General features: G+C 73.2%; 19 protein-coding genes and 1 pseudogene. 4 read left to right on the forward strand and 16 right to left on the reverse strand.

Annotated elements, in window-relative coordinates; genetic code table 11:
- Positions 1 to 213, reverse strand: a pseudogene (locus ACFOY6_RS22060) (hypothetical protein); the annotation flags it as partial.
- A gap of 3 nt (positions 214 to 216) precedes the next feature.
- Between ACFOY6_RS22060 and ACFOY6_RS22065 the strand changes: the two are divergent.
- The gene (locus ACFOY6_RS22065) at positions 217 to 888 is read left to right on the forward strand and encodes a YggS family pyridoxal phosphate-dependent enzyme (protein ID WP_109515821.1); all 672 of its coding nucleotides are present in this window, start codon (positions 217 to 219) and stop codon (positions 886 to 888) included.
- Positions 889 to 969: 81 nt separating this feature from the next.
- Positions 970 to 1272, forward strand: a complete 303-nt coding sequence (locus ACFOY6_RS22070; protein WP_109515822.1) for a putative quinol monooxygenase — start codon at positions 970 to 972, stop codon at positions 1270 to 1272.
- Positions 1273 to 1309: 37 nt separating this feature from the next.
- Here ACFOY6_RS22070 and ACFOY6_RS22075 read toward each other — a convergent pair whose 3' ends face one another.
- Positions 1310 to 2134 carry an NADPH-dependent oxidoreductase gene (locus tag ACFOY6_RS22075; RefSeq protein ID WP_379631779.1) on the reverse strand — a complete coding sequence of 275 codons (825 nt, stop codon included), beginning with the start codon at positions 2132 to 2134 and terminating at the stop codon, positions 1310 to 1312.
- 154 nt (positions 2135 to 2288) lie between these two features.
- Here ACFOY6_RS22075 and ACFOY6_RS22080 point away from each other — a divergent pair, with 154 nt between their 5' ends.
- Positions 2289 to 3632, forward strand: a complete 1344-nt coding sequence (locus ACFOY6_RS22080) for an LLM class flavin-dependent oxidoreductase (RefSeq protein ID WP_379652247.1) — start codon at positions 2289 to 2291, stop codon at positions 3630 to 3632.
- A gap of 13 nt (positions 3633 to 3645) precedes the next feature.
- Here the strand turns inward: ACFOY6_RS22080 and ACFOY6_RS22085 are convergent, their stop codons facing one another.
- From ACFOY6_RS22085 to ACFOY6_RS22100, 4 genes are all read right to left on the reverse strand, one after another.
- Positions 3646 to 4215: a helix-turn-helix domain-containing protein gene (locus ACFOY6_RS22085; protein ID WP_109515825.1), complete on the reverse strand. Its 570-nt coding sequence runs from the start codon at positions 4213 to 4215 to the stop codon at positions 3646 to 3648.
- A 61-nt stretch (positions 4216 to 4276) separates the two neighbouring features.
- On the reverse strand, positions 4277 to 6049 hold the full coding sequence (locus ACFOY6_RS22090) for a hydantoinase B/oxoprolinase family protein (protein WP_379652248.1): 1773 nt from the start codon (positions 6047 to 6049) through the stop codon (positions 4277 to 4279).
- 16 nt (positions 6050 to 6065) lie between these two features.
- Complete coding sequence (locus tag ACFOY6_RS22095; protein WP_379652249.1) at positions 6066 to 8126, reverse strand: hydantoinase/oxoprolinase family protein; 2061 nt, start codon at positions 8124 to 8126, stop codon at positions 6066 to 6068.
- Positions 8127 to 8251: 125 nt separating this feature from the next.
- A complete protein-coding gene (locus tag ACFOY6_RS22100) occupies positions 8252 to 8974 on the reverse strand; it encodes a haloacid dehalogenase type II (protein WP_379635789.1) in 723 nt (240 codons plus the stop codon).
- A 139-nt stretch (positions 8975 to 9113) separates the two neighbouring features.
- On the opposite strand from ACFOY6_RS22100, the gene pepN reads away from it, so the two are divergent.
- Positions 9114 to 11720: an aminopeptidase N gene (pepN, locus tag ACFOY6_RS22105; protein ID WP_379652250.1), complete on the forward strand. Its 2607-nt coding sequence runs from the start codon at positions 9114 to 9116 to the stop codon at positions 11718 to 11720.
- Positions 11721 to 11742: 22 nt separating this feature from the next.
- On the opposite strand, the gene ACFOY6_RS22110 is transcribed toward pepN, so the two are convergent.
- From ACFOY6_RS22110 to ACFOY6_RS22155, 10 genes are all read right to left on the reverse strand, one after another.
- Complete coding sequence (locus ACFOY6_RS22110) at positions 11743 to 12507, reverse strand: meso-2,3-butanediol dehydrogenase (RefSeq protein ID WP_379652251.1); 765 nt, start codon at positions 12505 to 12507, stop codon at positions 11743 to 11745.
- Between the two features lie 62 nt (positions 12508 to 12569).
- Positions 12570 to 13697, reverse strand: a complete 1128-nt coding sequence (locus tag ACFOY6_RS22115) for a c-type cytochrome (RefSeq protein WP_379652252.1) — start codon at positions 13695 to 13697, stop codon at positions 12570 to 12572.
- Positions 13694 to 14356, reverse strand: a complete 663-nt coding sequence (locus ACFOY6_RS22120; RefSeq protein ID WP_379652253.1) for a cytochrome c oxidase assembly protein — start codon at positions 14354 to 14356, stop codon at positions 13694 to 13696. The genes ACFOY6_RS22115 and ACFOY6_RS22120 overlap by 4 nt, the downstream gene beginning before the upstream one ends.
- Entirely contained in the window at positions 14269 to 14667 is a 399-nt protein-coding gene (locus ACFOY6_RS22125; protein ID WP_379652254.1) for a hypothetical protein, read from the reverse strand. Before ACFOY6_RS22125 ends, ACFOY6_RS22120 begins: the two co-directional genes overlap by 88 nt.
- Before the next feature lie 13 nt (positions 14668 to 14680).
- Positions 14681 to 17221: a cytochrome c oxidase subunit I gene (gene ctaD / locus ACFOY6_RS22130; protein WP_379652255.1), complete on the reverse strand. Its 2541-nt coding sequence runs from the start codon at positions 17219 to 17221 to the stop codon at positions 14681 to 14683.
- Positions 17218 to 18210, reverse strand: coding sequence for a cytochrome c oxidase subunit II (gene coxB, locus ACFOY6_RS22135; protein WP_379652256.1), 993 nt, complete (start codon positions 18208 to 18210; stop codon positions 17218 to 17220). Before coxB ends, ctaD begins: the two co-directional genes overlap by 4 nt.
- A gap of 143 nt (positions 18211 to 18353) precedes the next feature.
- Positions 18354 to 19640, reverse strand: coding sequence for a capsule biosynthesis protein (locus ACFOY6_RS22140; RefSeq protein ID WP_379652257.1), 1287 nt, complete (start codon positions 19638 to 19640; stop codon positions 18354 to 18356).
- Between the two features lie 97 nt (positions 19641 to 19737).
- Positions 19738 to 20565: a formyltransferase family protein gene (locus ACFOY6_RS22145; protein ID WP_379652258.1), complete on the reverse strand. Its 828-nt coding sequence runs from the start codon at positions 20563 to 20565 to the stop codon at positions 19738 to 19740.
- Positions 20566 to 20623: 58 nt separating this feature from the next.
- On the reverse strand, positions 20624 to 21958 hold the full coding sequence (locus ACFOY6_RS22150; RefSeq protein ID WP_379652259.1) for an aminotransferase class I/II-fold pyridoxal phosphate-dependent enzyme: 1335 nt from the start codon (positions 21956 to 21958) through the stop codon (positions 20624 to 20626).
- A gap of 165 nt (positions 21959 to 22123) precedes the next feature.
- On the reverse strand, positions 22124 to 23107 hold a 984-nt coding region (locus ACFOY6_RS22155), incomplete at its 5' end, for a ketoreductase domain-containing protein (protein ID WP_379652260.1).

Consider the following 23107-nt stretch of genomic DNA (forward strand, 5'->3'; position numbering starts at 1 on the left):
GCGCCGCTGCCGCAGCAGCCTTGCCAGCCCCGGGAGCAGGGCCGACTCGACCCCGCGCGCCACCACCCCGCCGCCGCGCGGCAGCGCCGCCGCCGCGCTGCGCGGGTCTGGCAGGCGGGCCGGGTCGCTGAACAGCCAGAGCCGGGGCAGCCGGCCACGTCCCTCGGCCCGCGCCGGCTTGAGCCGCGCCGCCACCGCTCCTAGGCTTCGCACACCATGTCCTCCATCTCCGACAATCTGAAGCGCATCCAGGACCGCATCGCCAGCGCCTGCGCCGGATGCGGCCGCGACCCGGCCTCCGTGACGCTGGTCGCGGTGTCGAAGTTCCATCCGGCCGAGTCGGTGGCGGAAGCCCTCGCCGCCGGCCAGGCCACCTTCGGCGAGAACCGCGTGCAGGAGGCGGCGGGCAAGTTCCCCGCCCTGCGGCCGGGGCATCCCGGCCTGCGGCTGCACATCATCGGCGCGCTGCAGACCAACAAGGCGCGCGACGCGGTGCGGGTGGCCGATGTCATCGAGAGCCTGGACCGGCCCAGGCTGGCCCAGGCCCTGGCCGAGGCGATGGCGCGCGAGCAGCGCCGCCCCGGCCTGCTGGTGCAGGTGAACACCGGGCGGGAGCCGCAGAAGGCCGGCATCGCGCCGGAGGCCCTGGAGGATTTCCTCGGCCTCTGCCGGGAGACGCACGGCCTGCCGGTGGAGGGGCTGATGTGCATCCCCCCCGCCGATGAGGACCCGGCCCCGCACTTCGCCCTGCTGGCGGCGGCGGCGGCGCGACTCGGCCTCCGCACCCTGTCCATGGGTATGAGCGGGGATTTCGAGGCGGCCATCGCGCACGGCGCCACCCATGTGCGGGTGGGCACCGCCATCTTCGGCCACCGCCCGGCGATGTGAGGGGCGGGGCGCGGCGTCTTGGCGGCGGCGGCGGGTGGACCTAGCCTGCCGCCTCCACAAGAAGCACCGGAAATGTCCCCCATGATCCATGTCATCGCCATCATCACCGCCAAGCCCGGCCAGCGCGAGGCGGTGCTGGCGGAGTTCCGCGCCAACATCCCCGCCGTGCTGGCCGAGGATGGCTGCATCGAGTACGGCCCGGCCATCGACGCGCCCAACTCCCCCGCCAGCTTCGGCGAGGACAGCTTCGTGGTGGTGGAGAAGTGGGCCAGCCCCGAGGCGCTGAAGGCGCATGCCCGCTCGCCCCACATGCTGGCCTATGGCGAGCGGACAAAGGAGATGGTGGCCGGCCGCGTCATCCATGTCCTGAACCCCGCCGCCTGAGGCTGTCCCGCCTCAGGCTGTGCCTCTGGGGGCGCGCTCAGCGCAGCGGGAAGCCCAGCGCCCGCAGCGCGCCCTTCAGCCCGTCCCGCCCGTGCAGCGCGCGGGTGCTTCCCAGCCGGGCCAGCACGCGCTCCGTCCAACGATAGGCGGACATCTCGTTCCGGGCGCTAAAGGCCCCGAGCGCCGAGTCGTAGGCGGCGCGGTGGGCTTCCTCGCCGCAGCTGTCATAGCGCTCGCGGTGCAGGATGGCGGGCTGCGGCAGGCGGGGCTTCACCTCGGCCGGCTGCGCCGGGTCGGCATGGCCCACGCACAGGCCGAACACCCCCACGGCGCCGGGCGGCAGGTCCAGCTCCGCCGCCACCGCCCGCACGTCGTTCCGCAGCGCACCAATATATACGGTGGACAGGCCGAGCGACTCGGCGGCCACCACCGCGTTCTGCGCCGCCAGCCCGGCATCGAGCGCCGCCACCAGGAAGGTCTCCAGGTAGGGCAGGCCCTCCAGCGCTTTGCCCTCCGCCTCGGCCAGCCGCGCCGTGCGGGAAAGGTCGGCGATCCACACCAGGAAGAGCGGGCACTGCTCGATATGCTTCTGGCCGTTGGCCACGGCGGCGAGGCGCGCCTTGCGGGCCGGGTCGGTCACCGCCACCACCGACCAGGTCTGCAGGTTGGAGGAGGTGGCGGCCGATTGCGCGGCGGCCACCAGCGTCTCCAGCGTGCCCTCCGGCAGCGGGTCCGGCCGGTAGGCACGGACGGAGCGGTGGGCCAGCAGCGCGTCGATCACCGGGCTCCAGGGGCCGGCGGCCGGGACGTGGCCGGCGCCATAGCGGGCGGCGAGGGCGGCGTGGTTGGGGGTGTCGGTCATCCGTGTCTCCGAGTCGGTTCGGCGAAGCTCAGCGGATGCGGAAGGCGGGCGCCAGCCCAGGGCAGCGGCCGGGAACAAATGGCCTGTCGCATCGGAGACGAAAATCTCTCATAGTGGACACCCGCCAGAAGCCGCAGATCCCCGGGAGCCGTCCATGCCGCGTGAACTCCGCCTCAATGCCTTCGACATGGCCTGCATCGGCCATATCCAGCAGGGGATGTGGACGCACCCCCGCGACACCAGCCTGCACTACAACCGGCTGGACCACTGGATGGAGCTGGCCCGCACCCTGGAGCGCGGCCTGTTCGACGGGCTGTTCCTGGCCGACGTGCTGGGCATCTACGACGTGTATGGCGGCAGCCCGGAGGCGGCGCTGCGCGGCGCGGTGCAGGTGCCGCTGCTCGACCCGGCGATGCTGGTGCCGGCCATGGCGGCGGCCACCACCCATCTCGGCTTCGGCATCACCTGCAACCTGGCCTATGAGCAGCCCTTCCTCTTCGCGCGCCGGATGTCCACGCTGGACCACCTGACGCAGGGGCGGATCGGCTGGAACATCGTCACCGGCTACCTGGACAGCGCCGCCCGCGCCATGGGCTTCGACCGGCAGATGGCGCATGACGACCGCTACGACCTGGCCGACGAATACATGGAGGTCGTCTACAAGCTCTGGGAAGGCAGCTGGGACCAGGACGCGGTGCGCGCCGACCGCGCGGCCGGCCTCTACGCCGAGCCCTCGATGGTACGCCCGATCCGCCACCAGGGGCGGCAGTTCCAGATGGAGGCGATCCATCTCTGCGAGCCCTCGGCCCAGCGCACGCCGGTGCTCTACCAGGCCGGCGCCTCGGACCGCGGCCGGCGCTTCGCCGCCACCCATGCGGAATGCGTCTTCGTCAATGGCGGCAAGCCGGAGCCGGTGGCGGCGCTGGTGGCCGACCTCCGCGCCCGCGCGGGCGGGCGGCCGCTGAAGGTGTTCGCCGGCGCCACCGTCATCGCCGGCCGCACCGAGGCCGAGGCGCGCGACCTGCTGGAGGAATACCGCCGCCACGCCAGCGTGGAGGGGGCGCTCGCCCATGCCTCCGCCTCGCTCGGCATCGACTTCGCGAAATACGGCATGGACGAGCCGATCGAGGCGGGCCCCACCCAGGCCATCCAGTCCAATGTCACGGCGATGAAGCAGGCGGCGGGGCCGGTCTTCACCAAGCGGAAGCTGATCGACCAGTTCGTGCTGGGCAGCCGGCAGCCGCCCATCGTCGGCAGCGCGGCGCAGGTGGCGGAGCGGCTGATCGGCTGGGCCGAGGCCGCCGATGTGGACGGCTTCAACCTCTCCCGCACCGTGCTGCCGGAAGGGCTGGAGCAGTTCGTGGCGCTGGTGGTGCCGGAGTTGCAGGCGCGCGGCGCCTTCAAGACCGCCTATGCCCCCGGCACCTACCGGGAGAAGCTGTTCGGCGCCGGGCCGCTGCTGGCGGCACCGCACCCGGCGGCGGCGCTGCGCGGCTGAGGGCGCGGCCGGCTCACCGCCGCAGCAGCACCACCACGTAGCGGCAGGGCAGGGGGCCGGGGTTCTCGTAGCGGCAGGCATCGGGCGGGCCGAAGCGCAGGCAATCCCCCGGGTGCAGCACATGCAGGCTGCGCCCCTGGGTGAAGTGCAGCACGCCCTCCAGCAGCAGCAATTGCTGGTCCTGAATGAAGGCGAAGGCGGCGGCGGGGTAGTCCACCGCCTGGCCGGGCGGCAGCTCGCCCCAGATCAGTTCCAGCGGCGTGGGCGGGCCGGCGGTGGGGGTCAGGGCGCGGCGGATGAAGCCGGTCTCCGGGTCCTGCCAGACAGGCTGCGCCTCGGCCCGCGCCAGCAGCCCGGCGCCCTGCTCGGCGCGGGCCAGGAGCTGCGAGAGGCTGAGGCCGAAGGCGCCGGATAGGCGGCCCAGCAGCGCCGCCGTCGGGCTCACCTCGTCGCGCTCGATCTTGCTGATCATCGCCTTGGAGACGCCGGAACGCTCCGCCAACTCGGCCAGCGACCAGCCGCGCGCCTCCCGCTCGGTCTTCAGGCGCTGGGCGAGCTGGGAGGAGCTTTCATGCAGGGGCATGCCGGGAGGGTAGCAGCAAGGCCGGGGGAATGAATTCCCCCGGGCCCCCTTCTTTTTTCTGTCAGTTCGCGGCGCGCAGGGTGGCGGTGGCGGCCTCGTCCACCACGCCGCCCGCGATCGCCACGCCATAGTCGCGGCGCGCGGTCTCCACCGAGACCAGGCCGTCCAGCACATCCTCCAGCACCCGCGCGGGGTCGCGCTTCAGCGGGTCGCCATAGCCGCCACCGGCGGGGCCGTAACAGATAAAAGTGTCGCCGGCCTTCACGGCGCGGTGCGGCACCTTGGAGGGCAGCGAGTCCTCCGTGCCGTCCGGGTGGCGCAGGGTCAGGCGCGCGGTGACGCCGGGGGCGCCGCCCAGGAAACCCCAGGGGCGGTGCGCATGGCCCTCACCCTCGACCGAGGTGCCGGCATCGGTGAGGAAAGCGATCTCGCGCACCGAGCCGAGGCCACCGCGCCACTCGCCGGCACCCGCCTCGTCCTCGCGCAGCTCGTAGCGCAGCACGCGCAGCGGCAGGTGGGTCTCGATGTCCTCGACCGGGTTGTTGCGGGTGTTGGCGTAGAGCGTGTCCACCGCGTCCATCCCGTCCTGGCCCGGGCGGCCGCCATAGGCGCCCTCGAAGATCTCCATGTGCACCCAGTGGCCTTCCTCCTTCAGCCCGGAGAAGGCGATGACCTTGAGGTTGCCGATGCCGGCCGAGACCTGCCCCGGCACCGCCTGCGCCAGCGCCTTCATCACCGTGTCGGCCAGCTGGTTGCCGGGGCAGAAGCGGGCGATGGTGGGCGCCGGGAAGCGCGGATTGGCCAGGCACCCCTTCGGCGCCACGATGCGGATGGGGCGCGTGAGGCCCTCGTTCACCGGCACATGGCCATGCACCGCCGTGTCCAGCAGCACGGAACGCACGGTCAGCCACACCGCCACGTCCACCGTGCCGTGGAAGGGCATGTTGATGGGGCGGTCATCCACCTGCGGCGCGGTGCCGGTGAGGTCCACCACCAGCTCGTCGCCCTGCCGCGTGACGGTGGCGACGAGGGGCAGGTTGCTGCGCGCCGGGTCGTCCAGGTAGCCGTCGATGACGGTCTCGGCCCGGAAGCTGCCCTCGGGCAGCGCGGCGATGGCGCGGCGCATCAACTGCTCCGCCTGGTCCAGCATGGCGGCGCAGGCGGCGCGGAAGCCTTCCAGCCCGTGCCGCGCCACCAGCGCCGCCATGCGCTCGGCGCCGATGCGGCTGGCCGCCACCTGCGCCTCCATGTCGCCCACCACCAGCTCCGGCGCGCGCAGGTTGTCGCGCAGGATCTGCCACACCGCGTCGTTCCGCACGCCGCCCGCATAGACCTTGATCGCCTTGAACTGCAGCCCTTCCGCATAGGCGTCGATCGCCTCGACGATGCCGCAGGAGCCGGGCGTCTGCGCGCCGATGTCGAGATGGTGCGCGGTGGTGGCGCTGAAGCCCACCAGATGCTCCGCGCCCGACTGATCCACGTGAAACACCGGCACGATGAAGGCCACGTCCGGCCCGTGGCTGGCACCGCCATAGGGGTCGTTGTGCATGATCACGTCGCCCGGGCGCAGCCGGTCGCCGCGCCTGGCCAGCGTCGCCAGCACCGCCTTCACATAGCCGGGGATGGGGCCGGATTGCAGCGGCGTGGACTGCGCCGATTCCGCCAGCCCCTGGCCGGTGGCGTCCGTCAGCGCCGCGCCGAAATCCTCCGATTCGCGGATGATGGAGGAATAGGCCATCCGCATCAGCTTGTAGCCCACCTCCACCGCGATGGTCTCCAGCGCGCCCTGCACGACGCTGACGGTGACGGGATCGATGCGGCTCGTCTCGGTCATGGCGTTGCGTCCCGCGTCAGAGGGTGATCAGGAGGTTGCCGCCGGCCTCGGCGGTCAGGGTGCAGCCGGGCGGCACCACCGTGGTGCTGTCCGTCTGCAGCACGATGGCCGGGCCCGGGATGGGCTGGCCCACCGGCAGCGCCTCGCGCCGCAGGAAGGGAGTGTCGTGCGCTTCCGGCGCGGTGGGGGTGCCGAAGACGACGCGCCCGGTCCTCACCGTGGCCTCCGCCAGCGAGCCGCCCGCGCGCGGCGGCGGCGCGCCGAGATGCGGGCGCGGAATGGCGCCGGTCAGCCGCAGGTTGACGATCTCCACCGGCCGCTCGGGGAAGGCGTGGCCGTATTCCGCCTTGTGCTGGGCGTGGAAGCGCTCGAACAGCGCCGTGGCGTCCGCCGCCGCCCCGGCGGGGAAGGGCACGCGCAGCTCGTAGCCCTGGCCGGCGTAGCGCAGGTCGGCGGCGCGGGTGAAGCGGGCGGTCTCCACCGGCAGGGCGTCCGCGGCGAAGCGGGCGGTGATCTGCGCCTCCATCGCCGCGAAGTCGTCGGCGATGCGCGCCGGGTCCAGCGCGGTGGAGAGCTGAAAGCAGGTGCGCACCGCATCGGCGCTGAGGTCGGTGGTCAGCAGCCCCATGGCGGAGGTGATGCCAGGGTGCGGCGGTACCAGAACCTCGCGCCCTTCCAGCATCCGCGCCACCTCCACCGCCTGCAGCGGGCCGGCGCCGCCGAAGGCCACCAGCGCGTAGCCGCGCGGGTCGATGCCCTTCTGCACGGTGCGGCTGCGGATGGCGTTGGCCATGTTGGCGTTGACGATGGTGAGGATGCCGAGCGCCGCGCCCTCCATCGTCAGCCCCAGCTCCGCGGCGAAGGTGCCGACGACGCGGCGCGCGGCCTCGACATCCAGCGCCATCGCGCCCCCCAGGAAGTTCTCCGGGTCCAGCCTTCCGAGCACGATGTTGGCGTCCGTCACGGTGGGGCGCTGGCCGCCGCGGCCATAGCCCGCCGGCCCCGGCTGCGCCCCCGCCGATTGCGGCCCGACGCGGAAGGCGCCCCCCGCATCCCGCCGCGCGATGGAGCCGCCGCCGGCGCCGATGGTGTGGATGTCAATCATCGGCACCAGCAGCGGGAAGCCGGCGATCCAGGTGTCGCGCGCCGAGGCCTCGCCGAATGTTCCATCCGAGACGATGGCGATGTCGGCCGAGGTGCCGCCGATGTCGAAGGTGATGAGGTCGCGCCGGCCGGAAAGCGCCCCCGCCCAGGCGCCGCCCAGCACGCCGGCGGCGGGGCCGGAGAGCATGGTCAGCACCGGCTGCTCCGCCACCATCGCCACCGAGGCGACGCCGCCGGTGGAGCCCATCACCTGCAGGTCGCCCGCGACGCCCGCCTCCTTCAGCCGGGTGGCGAGGCGGGAGACATAGTCGCGCACCTTCGGCCCGACGAAGGCGTTCATCGCGGCGGTGGTGAAGCGCTCGAACTCGCGGAACTGCGGCGCCACCTCGGCCGAGGTGGTGACGAAGGCCTCCGGGTATTCCTCGGCCACGATGGCCCTGGCGCGCAGCTCGTGCGCCGGGTTGAGGTAGGAGAACAGGAAGCAGATGGCGATGGCCTCGACGCCCTCGGCCTTCAGCGCGCGGGCGGCGGCGCGCACCTCGTCCTCGTCCAGCGGGGTCAGCACGTCGCCGGTCGGCGGCACCAGCCGCTCCGTCACGCCGATGCGGTGGCGGCGCTTCACCAGCGGGCGGGACTGCCACGGGATCTGCTGCTGGATGGAATAGTGCTCCGGCCGCTGGTGCCGGCCGATATGCAGCACGTCCCGGTAGCCGCGCGTGGTGATCAGGCCGGTGACGGCGCCGCGGTGCTCCAGCACGGCGTTGGTGGCGATGGTGGTGCCGTGCAGCACCTGGTCCACCGCGCCGGGCGCGATGCCCGCCCGCGCGCACAGCTCCACCACGCCCTGGGTGACGCCGATCGACGGGTCGGCATTGGTGCTGGACACCTTGTGGATGACGCTGCGGCCGGTTTCCGTGTCCGCGAGCACGAGATCCGTGAAGGTTCCGCCGACATCGACGCCGATCAAGCGCATGGAGTCTCCCCCGTCCATTGTTCGCGGTGCCTGCTGGCAAGCCTTGTGCCAGGAGGCTGGACGCGGCGTGGCGCGGCGGCAAGGGGGAGGAGGCGGCGCCGCGCTGGCCAGGAATCAGTCAATGCTCAGGCGATTGCCTCCGCCTGGTGCGCCGCCGCCATCGCGCCCAGCGAGGGGAAGCGGAACTCGTAGCCCGCGCCGGAGGGCGGCGGCATGGTGGCGCCCCAGCCATCCCGGTCGTGCCGCCGGTCGATCCAGGCGGAGGCGAGGCCCATGCGCTTGGCCGGGGCATGGTCGTGGAACAGGCTCTGCGCCGTGTGCAGGATCTCGGCCTTGCCGATGCCCTGCACCGCCAGCGTCTCCAGCATGTGCTCGAAGTTGCGCAGGCTGGGCTTGTAGCTGCCGATATCCTGCGCGGTGAAGACGGCGTCGAATTCCACGCCGAGCCGCCTGCGGCTGCCGGCGAAGCCGGCGCGGTCCACGTTGGAGAGGATCACCAGCCTGTAGTGCCGCTTGAGGTAGGCCAGCGCCTCGGCCGAGTCGGGGAAGGCGGGCCAGTCCGGCACCGAGGCGCCGAAGCGCGCATGCACCGCGTCGCTCACCTCCACGCCCCACTCGTCGGCGAGGTTGCGGTGCACCTCGGTCAGCAGCTCGGCATAAGGCATGGCCGGCGTCTCGGCCTGCTGGGTGGATTCGTGGCGGGCGAAGGCTTCCAGCACCTCGTCGCGCGGCAGGTCGAGCCCGCCCTTCTGCAACAGGGGCTGCAGCGCCTCGTGGATGCCGCTTTCCCAGTCGATCAACGTGCCGTAGCAGTCGAAGGTCAGCACACGGAAATCATGCAGGCGCATCGCGTCTCTCCGGAAGCCGATCGGGCATACGGTGCCATGCCGGAGCCTCCGGGGAAAAGCGCGGAATGCATCCGCCGGCTGGGCGCGGGCAGGGGGCGGGGCCATATTGAGGCCCCTCCCGCGCGATCCAGGGCGAGCCATGACCAGCACCGACCAGCCTTCCCCCCCGCCCACCATCCGCCGCGAGGACTACCGGCCGCCCGCCTTCCTGGTGGAGCAGGTGGATCTGCACATCGCCCTGCACCCCACCGCCACGCGGGTGCGCGCCCGGCTGGCGCTGCGCCGCAACCCGGCGGCCCCCGCCACGCCGGCGCTGGAGCTGGATGGCGAGGCGCTGACCCTGCTCTCCGCCGCGCTGGACGGCGCGCCGCTCGCCGCGGACCGGCTGCACCACCTGCCCGGCGGCGGCCTGCGCATCGACGGCATGCCGGACAGCGCCGTGCTGGAGACCGAGGTGGAGATCTCGCCCGAGGCCAACAGCGAGCTCTCCGGCCTGTATCTCTCGGGCGGCAACTACTTCACCCAGTGCGAGGCGGAGGGCTTCCGCCGCATCACCTACTTCCCGGACCGGCCGGACGTGATGGCGCGCTACACCACCACGCTGGAGGCCGACCGCGCCACCTGCCCGGTGCTGCTCTCCAACGGCAACCCGGATGGCGCGGGCGAGCTGCCCGATGGCCGCCACTGGGCGCGCTGGTCCGATCCGCACCCCAAGCCCTCCTACCTCTTCGCCGTGGTGGCGGGCGATCTGGTGGCGGTGCGGGACCGCTTCACCACCCGCTCCGGCCGCGCGGTGGCGCTGGCCATCTACGTCCGCCGGGGCGACGAGGATGCCTGCGGCCACGCCATGGATTCGCTGAAGCGCTCGATGGCCTGGGACGAGGCGACCTACGGCCTCGAATACGACCTCGACGTGTTCAACATCGCCGCCGTGTCGGACTTCAACATGGGGGCGATGGAGAACAAGGGCCTCAACGTCTTCAACACCAAGTACATCCTGGCCCGGCCCGAGACGGCGACGGACGCGGATTACGAGGGTATCGAGACCGTCGTCGCGCACGAGTATTTCCACAACTGGACGGGCAACCGCGTCACCTGCCGCGACTGGTTCCAGCTCTCCCTGAAGGAGGGGCTGACCGTGTTCCGCGACCAGCACTTCTCCGCCGACCAGGGCTCGGCGGCGGTGAAGCGGCTGGCCGATGTCCGCCGCCTGCGCGCCGCCCAGTTCCCCGAGGATGCGGGGCCGATGGCGCATCCGGTGCGCCCCGATTCCTACCTGGAGATCAACAACTTCTACACCGCCACCGTCTACCAGAAGGGCGCCGAGGTGGTGCGCATGATGCGCGCCCTGATCGGCGAGGCGAATTTCCGCCGCGGCATGGACCTCTACATCGCCCGCCACGACAACCAGGCGGTGACGATCGAGGATTTCGTCCGTGCCATGCAGGACGCCTCGGGGGTTGATCTCTCGCGCTTCAGCCGCTGGTACGCCCAGGCCGGCACGCCGGAGCTGCGGGTGCGGGAGGCGTTCGAGGCGGGCCGCTACACGCTCACCCTCTCCCAATCCACCCCGCCCACGCCGGGCCAGCCGGAGAAGCTGCCGGTGCCGATCCCGGTGGCGATGGGGCTGATCGGCCCGGACGGCGCCGCGCTGGCCGAGCCCCGGATGCTGCTGCTGGAGGAAGCCGAACAGACATACGTGTTCGAGGGGCTGCCGGCGAAGCCGGTGCCGTCGCTGCTGCGCGGCTTCTCGGCGCCGGTGAAGCTCTCCGGCCTGACGCTGGAGCAGCTCGGCTTCCTCGCCGCGCACGACACGGATGCCTTCGTCCGCTGGGAATCGTCGCAGCAATACGCCACGGCCACCATGCTGGAGATGGTGGCGGCGCTGCGCAGCCAGAAGCCCCTCGAACTTCCCGAGGGCCTCGCCGCCATCACCGCCGCGCTGCTGGACCGCGCGACGGAGGACCCGGCCTTCGCCGCCGAGGCGCTGGCGCTCCCCTCCGAGGAGTTCATCGCCGACCAGATGGCGGTGGCCGATCCGGAGGCGATCCATGCCGTGCGGCACTTCCTGCGCGGCGCGCTCGGCCGCCGCTTCGCCGCGCGCTTCGCCGCGCTGCACGAGGATCTCGCGGATTCCGGTCCCTACCGGATCGACGGCGCTTCCATCGGCCGCCGCGCGCTGCGCAACGCCGCGCTCTCCTATCTCGGCGCGGCGGGGGAGACGGGGCGGGCCGAGGCGCAGTTCGCCGCCGCCGCCAACATGACGGACTCGCTCGCCGCGCTGCGCGTGCTGGCCGAGTCCGACAGCCCGGCGCGGGAGGCGGCGCTGGCCGCCTTCCACGCCCGCTGGAAGGATGAGCCGCTGGTGCTGGACAAGTGGTTCGCCCTCCAGGCCATGTCGCCGCGCACCGACGCGGCGGCGGCCGAGGCGCTTTCCCGCCACCCGGATTTCGACCTGCGCAATCCCAACCGGGTGCGCGCGCTGGTCGGCGCCTTCGCCGCCGGCAACCCGGCGGCGTTCCACGCGGCCTCCGGCGAGGGCTACCGCTTCCTGGCCGACATGGTCATCGCGCTCGATGCGGTGAACACCCAGGTGGCGGCGCGGATGGTCTCGCCGCTCGGGCCGTGGAAGCGGCAGGATGCGGCGCGCGGCGCGATGATGCGGGCCGCGCTGGAGCGCATCGCCGCGCGGCCCGGGTTGAGCAAGGGCACCTACGAGAAGGTCTCGAAGAGCCTCGCCGCCTGAGCCGCCCGATGCCCGCCGGGCCTCAGGCCTGGCGGGGCTGGCCGTTGGAGGCGGAAAGCCCGCCATCCACCGGCAGGTTCACGCCGGTGACGAAGCGCGCATCCTCGCTGGCGAGGAAGGCGATGACATCGGCGACATCCGCCGGCTCGCCGGGGCGGCCGAGCGGGATGCGCTCGCGGAACTTGGCCACCAGCGCCTCGTCCTCCGCCATGTCCCGGGTCATGTCGGTGAGGGTGAAGCTGGGGTTCACCGCGTTCACCCGCACGCCCTTCTCGCCCAGCTCCATGGCCAGCGAGCGCGTCAGGTTGGTCACCGCGCCCTTGGCGGCGTTGTAGGCGCTCATGTTCCAGTCCCCCCCGGTGCCGGAGACGGAGGAGACGTTGACGATGCTGCCCTTCGCCTCCAGCAGATGCGGCAGGGCGGCGCGGGTGCAGAAATAGACGCCGTCCAGGTCGGTCGCCATCACGCGGCGCCAAGCCTCCGGCTCCAGCTCCAGCAACGGGCCGGTGACGACGGTGCCGGCATTGTTCACCAGCACGTCGAGCCGCCCGAAGCGCGCCAGCGTGGCGGCGATCAGCGCCTCCGCCTGCGCCCGCTCCGACACGTCGGCCGGCTGCACCAGTGTGCGCTCCGCGTCCAGATCCGCGGCCACGCGCCGCAGCTTCGCCTCCGTGCGGCCGCAGAGGACGACCATCGCGCCCTCCGCCGCGAAGCGCCGCGCCGTGCCCTCGCCGATGCCCGAGCCCGCGCCCGTCACCACCACCACCTTGCCCGCGAAGCGCTGCATCTCTGCCTGTCCCTGCCGTCCAGGGCCAGAACACGGGGGCGGGGCCACGGTTCCCCGCCCGCTCAGTCCCGCGCCGCGTCCTGCGCCGCGAACCAGGCCGCCACCGCCTTGTTCTGCTCCGGCGTGAGCCGGCCGGCGATGGTCTGCATCAGCGCCCGGTACGGCCCGCCGCCGCGCGTGCCGGCCTGCCATTGCACGAGCTGGTTCTCCAGGTAGCTGGCGTGCTGCCCGTGCAGCGCGGGGTAGGAGGGGTTGCGCGCCAGCGCCGCGCCGCCGTGGCAGGAGAGGCAGGCCGGCACGCCCTCGGCCGGGATGCCCTGGCGGGCGATGCGCTCGCCCTCCGCCAGCAGCGCCGGCTCCGCGGGGGCCGCCACCGGCGGGCGGGGCTGGCGCGCATAGTGGCCGGCGATCTCGCCCAGCACCGCGTCATCGGCGCGGGCCGCGGGCGGCTGCATCATGCCGCTGTGCCGCGTGCCGTGCGAGAAGGCCAGCAGCGTCTCGCGCAGATAGGCCTCGCTCTGGCCGGCGAGGATGGGGAAGGCGTCGTTGTCCCGCCCGCGCCCGTCCATGCCGTGGCAGCGGGCGCAATCGGCCAGCGCCTCCTGCATCGGCGGCGCGGGGCCGCCGGTGTTGATGGCGTCGATGCCGATGAGGCCGGAGCTGGGCTGGCGCGCGCCGCCGGGGCCGAAGGCGAGGCGGCGGTATTCCTCCGGCGTCATCTCCGGCAGCGCCTCCAGGAAGGCGACCATGGCCCAGATCTCGTCATGCCGCTCGATGGCCACCCAGGCGGGCATGCCGCTGTAGCGCACCCCGTGCTGGACGATGCGGAACAGTTCCTCCGGTGTCCATTCGTCGAAGCGGCGGGTGAATTCCGGCGGTGGCGGCAGCGAGGCCTGCACGATGGGGTTCTGCCGCTCCCCCGGCGCGCCGTGGCAGGGGGCGCAGCCGGTGGCGTAGTGGCCGGCGCCGCGGTCGAGCAGGGCGGGGTGGGAAAGGTCCGGCGCCTCCAGCGCCAGGGCGCGGGTGCGGACGGAGTTGCGCATCACCCAGTGCAGGAACCACTCCGTGGCGGCCCAGTGGCCGCCGGAGGCGCCGACATAGATGACGCCCGACCAGCCGACCAGCAGCCCGCCCAGCGCGAGCGCGGCCAGCCCCAGCCCGACGCGGCGGAGGGTGAGGCGGAGGATCATCGGGCGGGCTCCTGGGGGCTGGTTCCTGGCGGGGCGGGATTGGGCGGGGCGGGTTCGGGGTCGCGCAGCAGGCGGGCGGCGAGCCAGAGGCCGCCGGCGAGGTAGGCGCCGCCGCCCACCAGCAGCATCACCACGCCGCCGATCGACTGGTCCTCCAGCGGCGTCAGGCCGAGGCAGGCGGCATGGGCGTAGAGCGGGCGCGGCGCGAGGGCGATCAGCGCGCCGAGCAGCGTCATGTGCATGGAGGTGAGCAGCAGGCCGACGACGCCCGCCGCCTGGCGCGGCCTCCGGTCCGCCTCGCCGGCGCCGAGGCAGGAGAGCCAGACCAGCAGCGAGACGGCGAGGAAGCTGCCCTGCTCCAGCGCCATCACGCCAAGGCTCTCGCGTGCCGCGTGGTGCGGCCCCGGCATGTGCCAGCCCCAGATGGTGACGAATTCCAGCCCCGAGGCCGCCACGGGCCACCAGAGGTTTGGCCCGAGAAGCCGGGGAAAGCGCCGCGCCGGGTCCCACCGCCCGCCGCCGAGTGCGATGGCCAGCAGCGGCGCGGCCACCGCCACCACGCCCATATGCATCACCATGTGGCCGGTGAAGGAGCGTTCCAGCAGCACCAGCAGCGGCCCGCCCCAGACCAGCGCCAGCACCAGCAGCGCCAGCGGCAAGAGAGCAGCAGCGTGGCGTAGCCGAGGAAGTGCTGGCGGTCCTCGTCCGTGGCCTGGTCGTGCGGCGGGTCGTCCGTGCCGAAGCCCCAGTGGCGGCGCGCCTGCTGCCCGGCCACCAGGATCAGCCCCAGCGCCGGGATGGTGATGCCGAGGATCACCCAGCGCAGCGTGGTGAGATCGACCCACGGCCCGCCGCCCTTGGCGCAGGCGATGGCGGCGGCGACGTAGCAGAGCAGGAAGTGGATGGCCCAGATGGCGGGCGGCGCCAGCAGGGTCCAGAGATTGGCGTGGCGCCGGTTGTGGATCAGCATGGCGGCCCCTCCCTCACGCCAGCAGCGGGAAGAGGGCGACGGTGGCGAGCGTCACCACCGCGGTGATGGCGGCGAAGTGCCAGTAGAGCACGACATTGTGGATATCGATGTCGTGCTCCCGCGTCAGCTTGCCGGCGAGGCTGCGGGCCAGGGCGTAGAGCGTCATAATGACGCCGACCGCGAGATGCAGCGCCGCCCAGCCCAGCAGCACCCAGACGGCGGCGGGGTAGGCGTGGGTGGTGGGCTCCAGCCCGTTCGCCCAGGGGCCCATCAGCATGGCGCCGCCGCTGGCCAGGGCCAGCAGCACCGCCGCCAGCAGCCCGAGGCGCAGCCCGCCCGCCTGGCCCGCCGTGTTGCGCGCCCGCGCCCAGAGCATGGCGCCCCAGGCGCCGAGGGCAGCGAGCAGCGCCACGCCCGGCCAGAGCAGCCCGGGGCCCATCGGCAGCCCGGCGGCATCCAGCGGCGGGAAGACGGGGTGGATGGTCCAGAAGTAGAAGTAGCTGAACACCAGGCTGGCGAAGGCCGTCATGTCGCCGGTCATGGTGATGAACATCGCCCACCAGCCGACCGACCGGATGCCGGAGGCGTAGAGCGGCAGCCTCACGCCGCGGCCGATATCCTTCTCGTGCTTCTCCGGCACCATCGCCGTGCCGCGCCACAGCCAGGCCAGGATGGAGAGGATGGCGGCGACGCCCACCGCCAGCCCGGTCCAGTAGAGGTGGAAGGTGGTGAGGATGAACACCGCGCCGGTCAGCACCGCCGCGATCATCGGCATGAAGCTGTTGCCCGGCACGCGCAGGCACTGGATCGGCCGCGCGTCGAGCACGGAGGTGACGAGGGTCTCGCGCTTTCCTTCCTCGGCATCGGGGAGGTATTCGCGGCCCTCGTCCACGCGGCGGGGCAGCTCCGGGTCGTCCCAGAGCGGGTAGCGGGAGGCGATGGCGGGAACGCTGCGCACGCCGTAATCGGCGCCGGGGATGGGGTTCAGCCATTCCAGCGTGCCGGCGCCCCAGGGGTTGCGCGGCGAATCCGCGCGGCGGCGGATGCCCCAGATGGCGTCCCAGGTGAACAGCAGCACGCCGGCCGCGAACAGCACCGCGCCGGCCGAGGAGATCAGGTTCAGCCAGTCCCAGCCGATGCCGCCCGGATAGGTGAACACGCGGCGCGGCATGCCGCGCAGCCCGGTGAAGTGCATCGGCAGGAAGGCGATGTTGAAGCCCAGGAACATCAGCCAAAACACGAGGCGGCCGATGCGGTCCGACAGCTTCCGCGCCATGATCAGCGGGTAGTAGTAGTAGGCGCCGGCGAAGAGCGGCAGCACCATGCCGCCGATCAGCACGTAGTGCAGGTGCGCCACGACGAAGTAGCTGTCATGCGCCTGCCAGTCGAAGGGGGCGATGGCCACCATCACCCCCGTCAGCCCGCCGAAGACGAAGATGGCGAGCGCCCCGGCGGCGAACAGCATCGGCGTGGAGCGGGTCATCTTCCCCGCCAGCATGGTGGCGACGAAGACGAAGATCTGCACGCCCGTCGGGATCGCCACCGCCTCGGAGGCCGCCGAGAAGAAGCCGAGCGAGATGGCGGGCAGGCCGGTGGTGAACATGTGGTGCACCCACAGCCCGAAGCTGAGGAAGCCGGTGCCCACGGCGGCCAGCACGATCCAGGAATAGCCGATGATCGGGCGCCGCGCGAAGGTCGGCACGATCATCGCCAGCAGCGCGATCGAGGGCAGGAAGACGATGTAGACCTCCGGGTGGCCGAAGATCCAGAACAGGTGCTGCCACAGCACCGGGTCGCCGCCGCGGCTGGCGTCGAAGAACGGCCAGCCGGCCAGCCGCTCCAGCTCGAACAGGATGTCGCCGGCGATCAGCGGCGGGAAGGCGAACAGGATCATGCCGCCGACGATCAGCACGTACCAGCAGTAGAGCGGCATGGTGTTGATGCGCATGCCCGGCGGGCGGCACTTCAGCACGCCCACGATCAGCTCCACCGCGGCGGCGATCGAGGCCACCTCGATGAAGGAGAGGCCGAGCAGCCAGATGTCGGCGCCGATGCCAGTGAGCTTCGGGTCCGTGGTCAGCGGCGGGTACATGAACCAGCCGGCATCGGGCGCCGCGTTGAAGAAGATCGAGCCCATGACGAAGACGCCGCCGATCAGGAAGCACCAGTAGCCATAGGCGGAGAGGCGCGGGAAGGGCAGGTCCCGCGCCGCCAGCATGGTGGGCAGCAGCAGGATCGCCACCGCCTCGAAGATCGGCACCGCGAACAGGAACATCATCGCCGTGCCGTGCAGCGTGAAGGCCTGGTTGTAGAGGCTGGCGGAGATGAGGTCGTTGTCCGGCACGGCGAGCTGCGCCCGCACCAGCAGCGCCAGCGCGCCGGCGAACAGGAAGAACAGGAAGGAGGTGGCGGTGTACCACAGCCCCACCTCGGTGTTGTTCACCGCCGACCAGTAGCGCCAGCCGGAGGGCGTCTCCCAGGTCTTCTCGAGCCGTGCCTCCTGGGCCTTCCGGCGGGCGGCGTCCTCGCTGTCCGGCATCGTCGCCTCGCTCATCGCAGCGTTCCCAGCCAGGCCGCGATCGCGGCGATCTCGGTCTCCGGCAGCGTGCCGTAGGCGGGCATGCGGGCGGAGGGCTTGATCTGGTCGACGCGGGCGATGAAGGCGGCGCGGTTCTCCGCGCTGTTCTCCAGGATGCCGGCGCCGATGGTGGGGCGGCTGGCCAGGTGCGTCAGGTCCGGCCCGATGGCGCCGCGCGCCGCCGTGCCGCGCACGCTGTGGCAGGCGCCGCAGCCATTCGCCAGGAAGGCGGCCTCGCCCGCCTGCGCCGCCGGCTCCACGGCGGCGGCCAGCGCCGCCTCGCGCGCCAGCCAGGCCTCGAACTCGGCCGGCTCCACCACCCGCACGGTGAAGGCCATCAGCGCGTGGGAGGCGCCGCAGAGCTCGGCGCAGGCGCCGCGGAACTCGCCCGTGCGCGTCGGCTCCAGCACCAGGCGGTTGGTGCGGCCGGGGATCATGTCCATCTTGCCGCCCAGCGCCGGCACCCAGAAGGAGTGGATGACGTCGCGCGTCGAGAGGCTGAACTCGACGCGCTGGCCCACCGGTAGCACCAGCGCGTTGGCGCTCTCCACCGGGGCGCCGCCGGGCGGATGGTAGCGCACCCGCCACCAGAACTGCTCGCCCTCCACATGCACCCGCAGCGGGCCGCCGGGGGCGCGGAGCTCCGGCATCAGCCGCAGGCCGTAGAACAGCAGCACCGCCAGCAGCAGCGTCGGCACCACCGCCCCCGCCCAGACGATGAGGCGGCTGGCGCCCTGCTGGCTCCAGGGCTGCCCGCGCCGTCGGGCGGCATAGGAGGCGAGGCCCAGCACCAGCACCCAGATGACGCCACTGGCGATCAGCATGGCCCAGAACAGCCGCGCCACCTGCTCCGCCTCGAAGCCGGCGGGGTCGAGCGCCGACTGCACGCCGCCGCACCCGGTCAGCAGCCCTGCCAGCGGCACGGCGCGCATGGCGCGGCCCGTCATCACGGTGCGTTGTTCCATTGGCCCCCTGCGGGCTTCCCGCCCACCCTGTCGTGTGCCGCCGTTGCGGCACACCTCTCCAGACCGCGCAACGCATCGCGGGCGGGGCGGTTTCCGGCTGCGGCTTGGCCTTCCGCGCGGCGCCAGCGCCGGCCGGGGCGGCTTCAGCGGGGTGCGGCGGTGCCGGGGAAGCCGGCCTCGGCCGGGTACATCAGCTCGGGCACGGCGATGTTGAGCTGGCCGTGATGCAGCCGGTGCACCGCCGCGCGCACCGCCACATCCAGCCCCGGCCGGTTGTAGTAGACGCCGCGTATGTGCAGCTGATGCGCGATGCAGCGCAGGAAGCCCTCGCGCAGCGCCGGGTCGGGCGGGGTCGCCTCGGTCCAGAAGCGGTCCAGCGGGCCGGAGAAGACGAGGCCGGGAATGCGGTAGAGCGCCTCGCCCAGCGCGAAGGTCGGGGTGTGGTCGATGATGGAGCGCAGCCCCACCGTGCTGTTGACGGTGACGGTGCCCTGCACCTGCTCGACGATGGCACCCAGATTGCCGCCGCCCAGATAGTGCATCCGCGCCGAGACCCCCGCCGCCTCGGCGATGCGGCGGGTGCGCCGCTTCCAGTTCTTCAGCCCCGGGTCGAGCGGATGCACCTTCACCAGCAGATGCGCGTCGGCGGGCGCATGGGCGGCGAAGCTCTCCGCCACCTCGCGCAGCGCCGTGTCCAGGTCGGGGTAGCGGGAATAGGCGCGGATGGAGAAGTCGCTCTCCATCTGCATCGCCATCAGGAAGAGCGGGCCGGTGCCGGAGAGGCGCTGCAGGATGGCGTCCGCCCGGCGGTTGTCCCGCCCGCGCTGCAGCAGCCGCAGCCCGACGCCCATGTAGTACAGCGCCGGGTGCTGCAGCAGGTGCGTGCGGTAGTGGGGGAAGGGCCAGGGCAGGGCGCTGCTCAGGTGGTAGAGCATGTCCCACCGTGCCTGGCGGGCGAAGCTGTCCTTGTTGCGCACGATCAGGTCGGGCGGCGGCAGGCTGGCGCCGGTGCGCAGGATGGTCTCCGGGTCGCGGGTGAACAGGCTGGCCGCGTTCATGCCGTCCCGCTCCAGCACGATCCAGTCGGGGCGGATGTAGCCGAAATCGGTGGTGGCGACGCGGATGCCGCGCGCATGCGCGGCGGCGATGGCGGCCTTGTGATAGCTCCGCTGCTCGCCCAGCAGCACCAGGTCGGTGACGCCGTGGCGGTCGAGGAAGGCCTCGACGAAGGCCGGCCATTCCTCGGCCCGGCCGCGGAAATCCACCGCGCCGGGGCCGCGCCAGAACAGCCTGTCGCCGAGGTTCAGGTTGATCCGGTGCACGGCATGTCCCAGCGCCCGCAGCCCGGCGCCAACCTCGTCGAAGAACGGCGTGATCGGTCCCTGCAGGAAGAGGAAGCATCGTGAAGCCGGATCGGCGGGGCTGCTCATCGGCGGCGGCGGGTTCTCGTCTGCGGCGGTCGGAGGGGCGGGGCTTCCGGCCCGCCGCGCGGAATGAAGGGCAGGGCCGCCATGGGCATGGCGCGCGCTACCCGACAGGCGCGGCCAGGGCCGCATGCAGGTCCTCCCAGCCGACGGTCCGCTGGCCCTGCCACGCCATCTCCCGCAATGCCCCGGCCGATGGAAATGGGCAATAGGGCGCGCCAGGCTGTGACAGGTCCTGCGGCCGGCCCGCCGGCGGCGCGGCGGCGGCCTCCAGCGCCGCCAGCAGCGGCCCGAGCAGCGCAGCGCCGGCCTCGTGCAGCAGCCGGGCCGCGGTGCTGGCGGTGACGCCCGGCGGCAGCGACACCGCCTGCTGCGCCAGGATGGCGCCGGCATCGATGCGCGGCACCATGCGGTGCACCGTCACGCCGAAGGCGGGCGGCGTCTCCCGCATCGCCCAGAGGGTGGGCACCGGGCCGCGGTGGCGCGGCAGCAGCGAGGGATGCACGTTGATGCCCCCCAGCGGCGCCAGGGCCAGGATTTCGGCGCGCAGGATCTGGTCGAAGTGGAAGGACAGGATCAGGTCCGGCCGGGCCGCGCGCAGCGCGGCGGCCATGGCGGGGCCGTTGACGTCCTCCACCGCCAGGAGCGGGATGCCCCGCCGCCGCGCGAAGCCGCTCAGCGCGCCACGGCCCAGGGCCCGGCGCAGCCCGCCCAGCGCCTGCGGCAGGCCGTAATTGACCAGCAGATAGGGCAGCAGGCGGGGGCCGGAGCGGCGCCAATGGGCGCGCATCTGCCCGGGCATGCCGCCGGCGGCGGCGCGGTAGGGCAGGGAGCGGCCGATCAGCACGATCCGCTCCGCCTGCTGCTCCGCCAGCCGCAGCACCGCCGCGGCGCTGAGCGCGCTCTCCAGGGTCAGCAGGGCGATGCGCATGCCGCCCGCCCGAGCCCCCATCCGGCCTCCTGCCCGATCTCCTGCCGGCCGGGGCGCCTCACGCGCCGAGGCCGGGCAGGCTCTCGACGCGGCCGATGCCGGAGACGGCCTGGCTCAGCGCCTCGGCCGCCTGGTCGAGATCCGCCGCGCTGTGCTCGGAGGAGATGAAGAAGCGCAGCCGCGCGGATTGCTCCGGCACGGCGGGGAAGGTGACGGTCTGCACCGCCACGCCGCGCTCCAGCAGCGCCGCCGCCACCTTCGCCGTGCGCACCGAGGAGCCGAGGATGACCGGCAGCACGGCGCCGCCCTGGCTGGTGCCGGTGTCGAAGCCGCGCGCGCGCAGCCGCTCCCGCAGGCCGAGGCCATTGGCCTGCAGCCGTGCCACCCGCTCCGGCTCGGCGCGCAGGATGCGCAGCGATTCCAGCGCGGCGGCGGCCAGCGCCGGCGGCAGCGCCACGGAATAGACGAAGCCCGGCGCGGTGTGGCGCATCCAGTCGATCAGGTCGGCCCGCGCGGCGATGTAGCCGCCGCAGGCGGAGAGCGTCTTGGAGAGCGTGCCCATCCAGATGTCGACGCCGGCGGGATCGACGCCCTGCGCCTCGGCGATGCCCTGGCCGGTGGCGCCCAGCACGCCGAGGGAATGCGCCTCGTCCACCATCAGCCAGGCATCGTGGCGGCGGGCGATCTCGATGCAGCGGGCGAGGTCGGGGCTGTCGCCATCCATGCTGTAGTGGCCCTCCACCAGCAGCAGGGCGCGGGCCGCCTTGCCCGCGCCGCGCCGGGCCGCCGCCAGCTCCCGCTCCGCCGCGCCCAGATCGTTGTGCGCGAAGGGGATGCGCCGGGCGCCGGAGAGGCGGACGCCCTCGGTGCAGGAATTGTGGATGGCCGCGTCGTGCACCACGATGTCGCGCGGGCTCATGAGGTGGCCGATGGTGGTGACGTTGGTGGCGTGGCCGGAGACGAAGGTGAGCGCCGCCTCGGTGCCGTGCAGCGCCGCCAGCGCGCGCTCCAGCTCGCGGTGCAGGTCCCGCTCCCCCGAGAGGATGCGCGAGCCGGAGGGCGAGACGCCGTAGCGGTCCACCGCCGCCTTGGCCGCCGCCAGCACGCGCGGGTCGCCGTTCAGGCCGAGGTAGTTGTAGCTGGTGAAGTTGACGACCGCGCGCCCCTGGATGCGGCTGTGCGCGCCGGCCAGCCCGTCATGCGCCTGGAACAGCGGGCTCGGCATGTCGAGCGATTGCAGCGCGGTCTTCAGCAGGCCGAAATCGCGCATGCCGGGCAGGGTGGTGAAGTCGCGCGCGCTGCCCGCGTCGGGCGCCGGCGCCTCGCCGCTGCGCCGCTTGGAGAGCCGCGCCAGCAGCGCCATCCGCGCCGTGGCGCTGAGCCCGCCGCTCATGCGCCCGCCCCGCGGGCGGGATGGATCGGAGGGAGGGTCATGCGTGCTGCGTGTCCATGGGCCATGGTCCGGGCCGTTCGTGGGCGCTGCCCCCGGCCCGTGCCGGCGGGGCGGCGTGCGGGGAGGATAGCCGGTCCGGGGCGGGTCCGCACCCGCCCCGGGCCATCACGAAGTCGCTTCGGCCGGGTGCCCGGCCGGGCCGGCGCTGGGCTCGAACTGCTCCACCAGCTCGGCGATCGCCTCCTCGGCGCGGCCGCCGGCCAGGCCCTCGGCCAGCTTGCGGGTCAGCAGGTCGATGGTCAGATCCTCGCTCACCGAGGCCAGCGGCACCTGCATTCCCAGCCGCCGCTCCAGCGCGCCGCGCAGCTCGAGGCCGCCCAGGCTGTCGAGCCCGAGGCCGGCCACGGGCGCGTCGAGCGGCACCGCCTCGGGCGGCAGGCGCAGGATGCGCGCCACCTCCTCCTGCACCACCTGGCGCAGCAGGGCGCGCGCCTCCTCCGGCGGCAGGGCGAGCAGATGGGCCTGCAGCCCGGCCGCCTCCAGGCTGGTCTCGGCGCGGCCGCGCACCTCGGAGAAGAGCGGCTCCTCCAGGATCGGCAGCGCCATGCGCGCCTCCCGCCAGGCGACATGCGCCAGCCCCAGCACCGGCGCGCCGCTCTCCAGCAGCGCCGGCAGGGCGGAGAGCGCCTCGGCCGCCGCCATCGGCGCCACGCCCAGGCGGCGGGCCAGGGTCCCGGCGGTGGCGGCGTTGCCGGCGAGGATGCCGGCATCGGCGATCGGGCCCCAGGCCACCGCCAGCGCCGGCAGCCCCTCGGCATGGCGGCGCCGCGCCAGCGCCTCCAGTGCCATGTTGGCGGCGACGTAGTTGGCCTGGCCCGGATTGCCCATCGCCGTGGTGGCGGAGGAGAACAGCAGGAACAGCGAGACCGGGTCCCGCCGTGTCAGCCGGTCGAGATTCTCGGCGATGGCGAGCTTCGGCGCCAGCACGGCGGCGAAGCGGCGGGCGTCGAGCGCGATGGCGGCGGCGTCGTCGAAGGCGGCGGCGGCGTGCACCACCCCCGCCAGCGGCGGCCCCTCGGCGCGGATGGCGGCGTCCACGCCCTCCAGCGCCTCGGCATCGGTGGCGTCGGCCGCGTGCACGGTGGCGCG

This window comes from Teichococcus aestuarii (genome assembly GCF_042651065.1).
GTDB lineage: Bacteria > Pseudomonadota > Alphaproteobacteria > Acetobacterales > Acetobacteraceae > Pseudoroseomonas > Pseudoroseomonas aestuarii.

What these genes read in the sequence shown, in the direction of transcription:
- ACFOY6_RS22065 (WP_109515821.1), top strand. Translation starts at nt 217, where the DNA reads ATGTCCTCCATCTCCGACAATCTGAAGCGCATCCAGGACCGCATCGCC.
- ACFOY6_RS22070 (WP_109515822.1), top strand. Translation starts at nt 970, where the DNA reads ATGATCCATGTCATCGCCATCATCACCGCCAAGCCCGGCCAGCGCGAG.
- ACFOY6_RS22075 (WP_379631779.1), bottom strand. Translation starts at nt 2,134, where the DNA reads ATGACCGACACCCCCAACCACGCCGCCCTCGCCGCCCGCTATGGCGCC.
- ACFOY6_RS22080 (WP_379652247.1), top strand. Translation starts at nt 2,289, where the DNA reads ATGCCGCGTGAACTCCGCCTCAATGCCTTCGACATGGCCTGCATCGGC.
- ACFOY6_RS22085 (WP_109515825.1), bottom strand. Translation starts at nt 4,215, where the DNA reads ATGCCCCTGCATGAAAGCTCCTCCCAGCTCGCCCAGCGCCTGAAGACC.
- ACFOY6_RS22090 (WP_379652248.1), bottom strand. Translation starts at nt 6,049, where the DNA reads ATGACCGAGACGAGCCGCATCGATCCCGTCACCGTCAGCGTCGTGCAG.
- ACFOY6_RS22095 (WP_379652249.1), bottom strand. Translation starts at nt 8,126, where the DNA reads ATGCGCTTGATCGGCGTCGATGTCGGCGGAACCTTCACGGATCTCGTG.
- ACFOY6_RS22100 (WP_379635789.1), bottom strand. Translation starts at nt 8,974, where the DNA reads ATGCGCCTGCATGATTTCCGTGTGCTGACCTTCGACTGCTACGGCACG.
- pepN (WP_379652250.1), top strand. Translation starts at nt 9,114, where the DNA reads ATGACCAGCACCGACCAGCCTTCCCCCCCGCCCACCATCCGCCGCGAG.
- ACFOY6_RS22110 (WP_379652251.1), bottom strand. Translation starts at nt 12,507, where the DNA reads ATGCAGCGCTTCGCGGGCAAGGTGGTGGTGGTGACGGGCGCGGGCTCG.
- ACFOY6_RS22115 (WP_379652252.1), bottom strand. Translation starts at nt 13,697, where the DNA reads ATGATCCTCCGCCTCACCCTCCGCCGCGTCGGGCTGGGGCTGGCCGCG.
- ACFOY6_RS22125 (WP_379652254.1), bottom strand. Translation starts at nt 14,667, where the DNA reads ATGCTGATCCACAACCGGCGCCACGCCAATCTCTGGACCCTGCTGGCG.
- ctaD (WP_379652255.1), bottom strand. Translation starts at nt 17,221, where the DNA reads ATGAGCGAGGCGACGATGCCGGACAGCGAGGACGCCGCCCGCCGGAAG.
- coxB (WP_379652256.1), bottom strand. Translation starts at nt 18,210, where the DNA reads ATGGAACAACGCACCGTGATGACGGGCCGCGCCATGCGCGCCGTGCCG.
- ACFOY6_RS22140 (WP_379652257.1), bottom strand. Translation starts at nt 19,640, where the DNA reads ATGAGCAGCCCCGCCGATCCGGCTTCACGATGCTTCCTCTTCCTGCAG.
- ACFOY6_RS22145 (WP_379652258.1), bottom strand. Translation starts at nt 20,565, where the DNA reads ATGCGCATCGCCCTGCTGACCCTGGAGAGCGCGCTCAGCGCCGCGGCG.
- ACFOY6_RS22150 (WP_379652259.1), bottom strand. Translation starts at nt 21,958, where the DNA reads ATGAGCGGCGGGCTCAGCGCCACGGCGCGGATGGCGCTGCTGGCGCGG.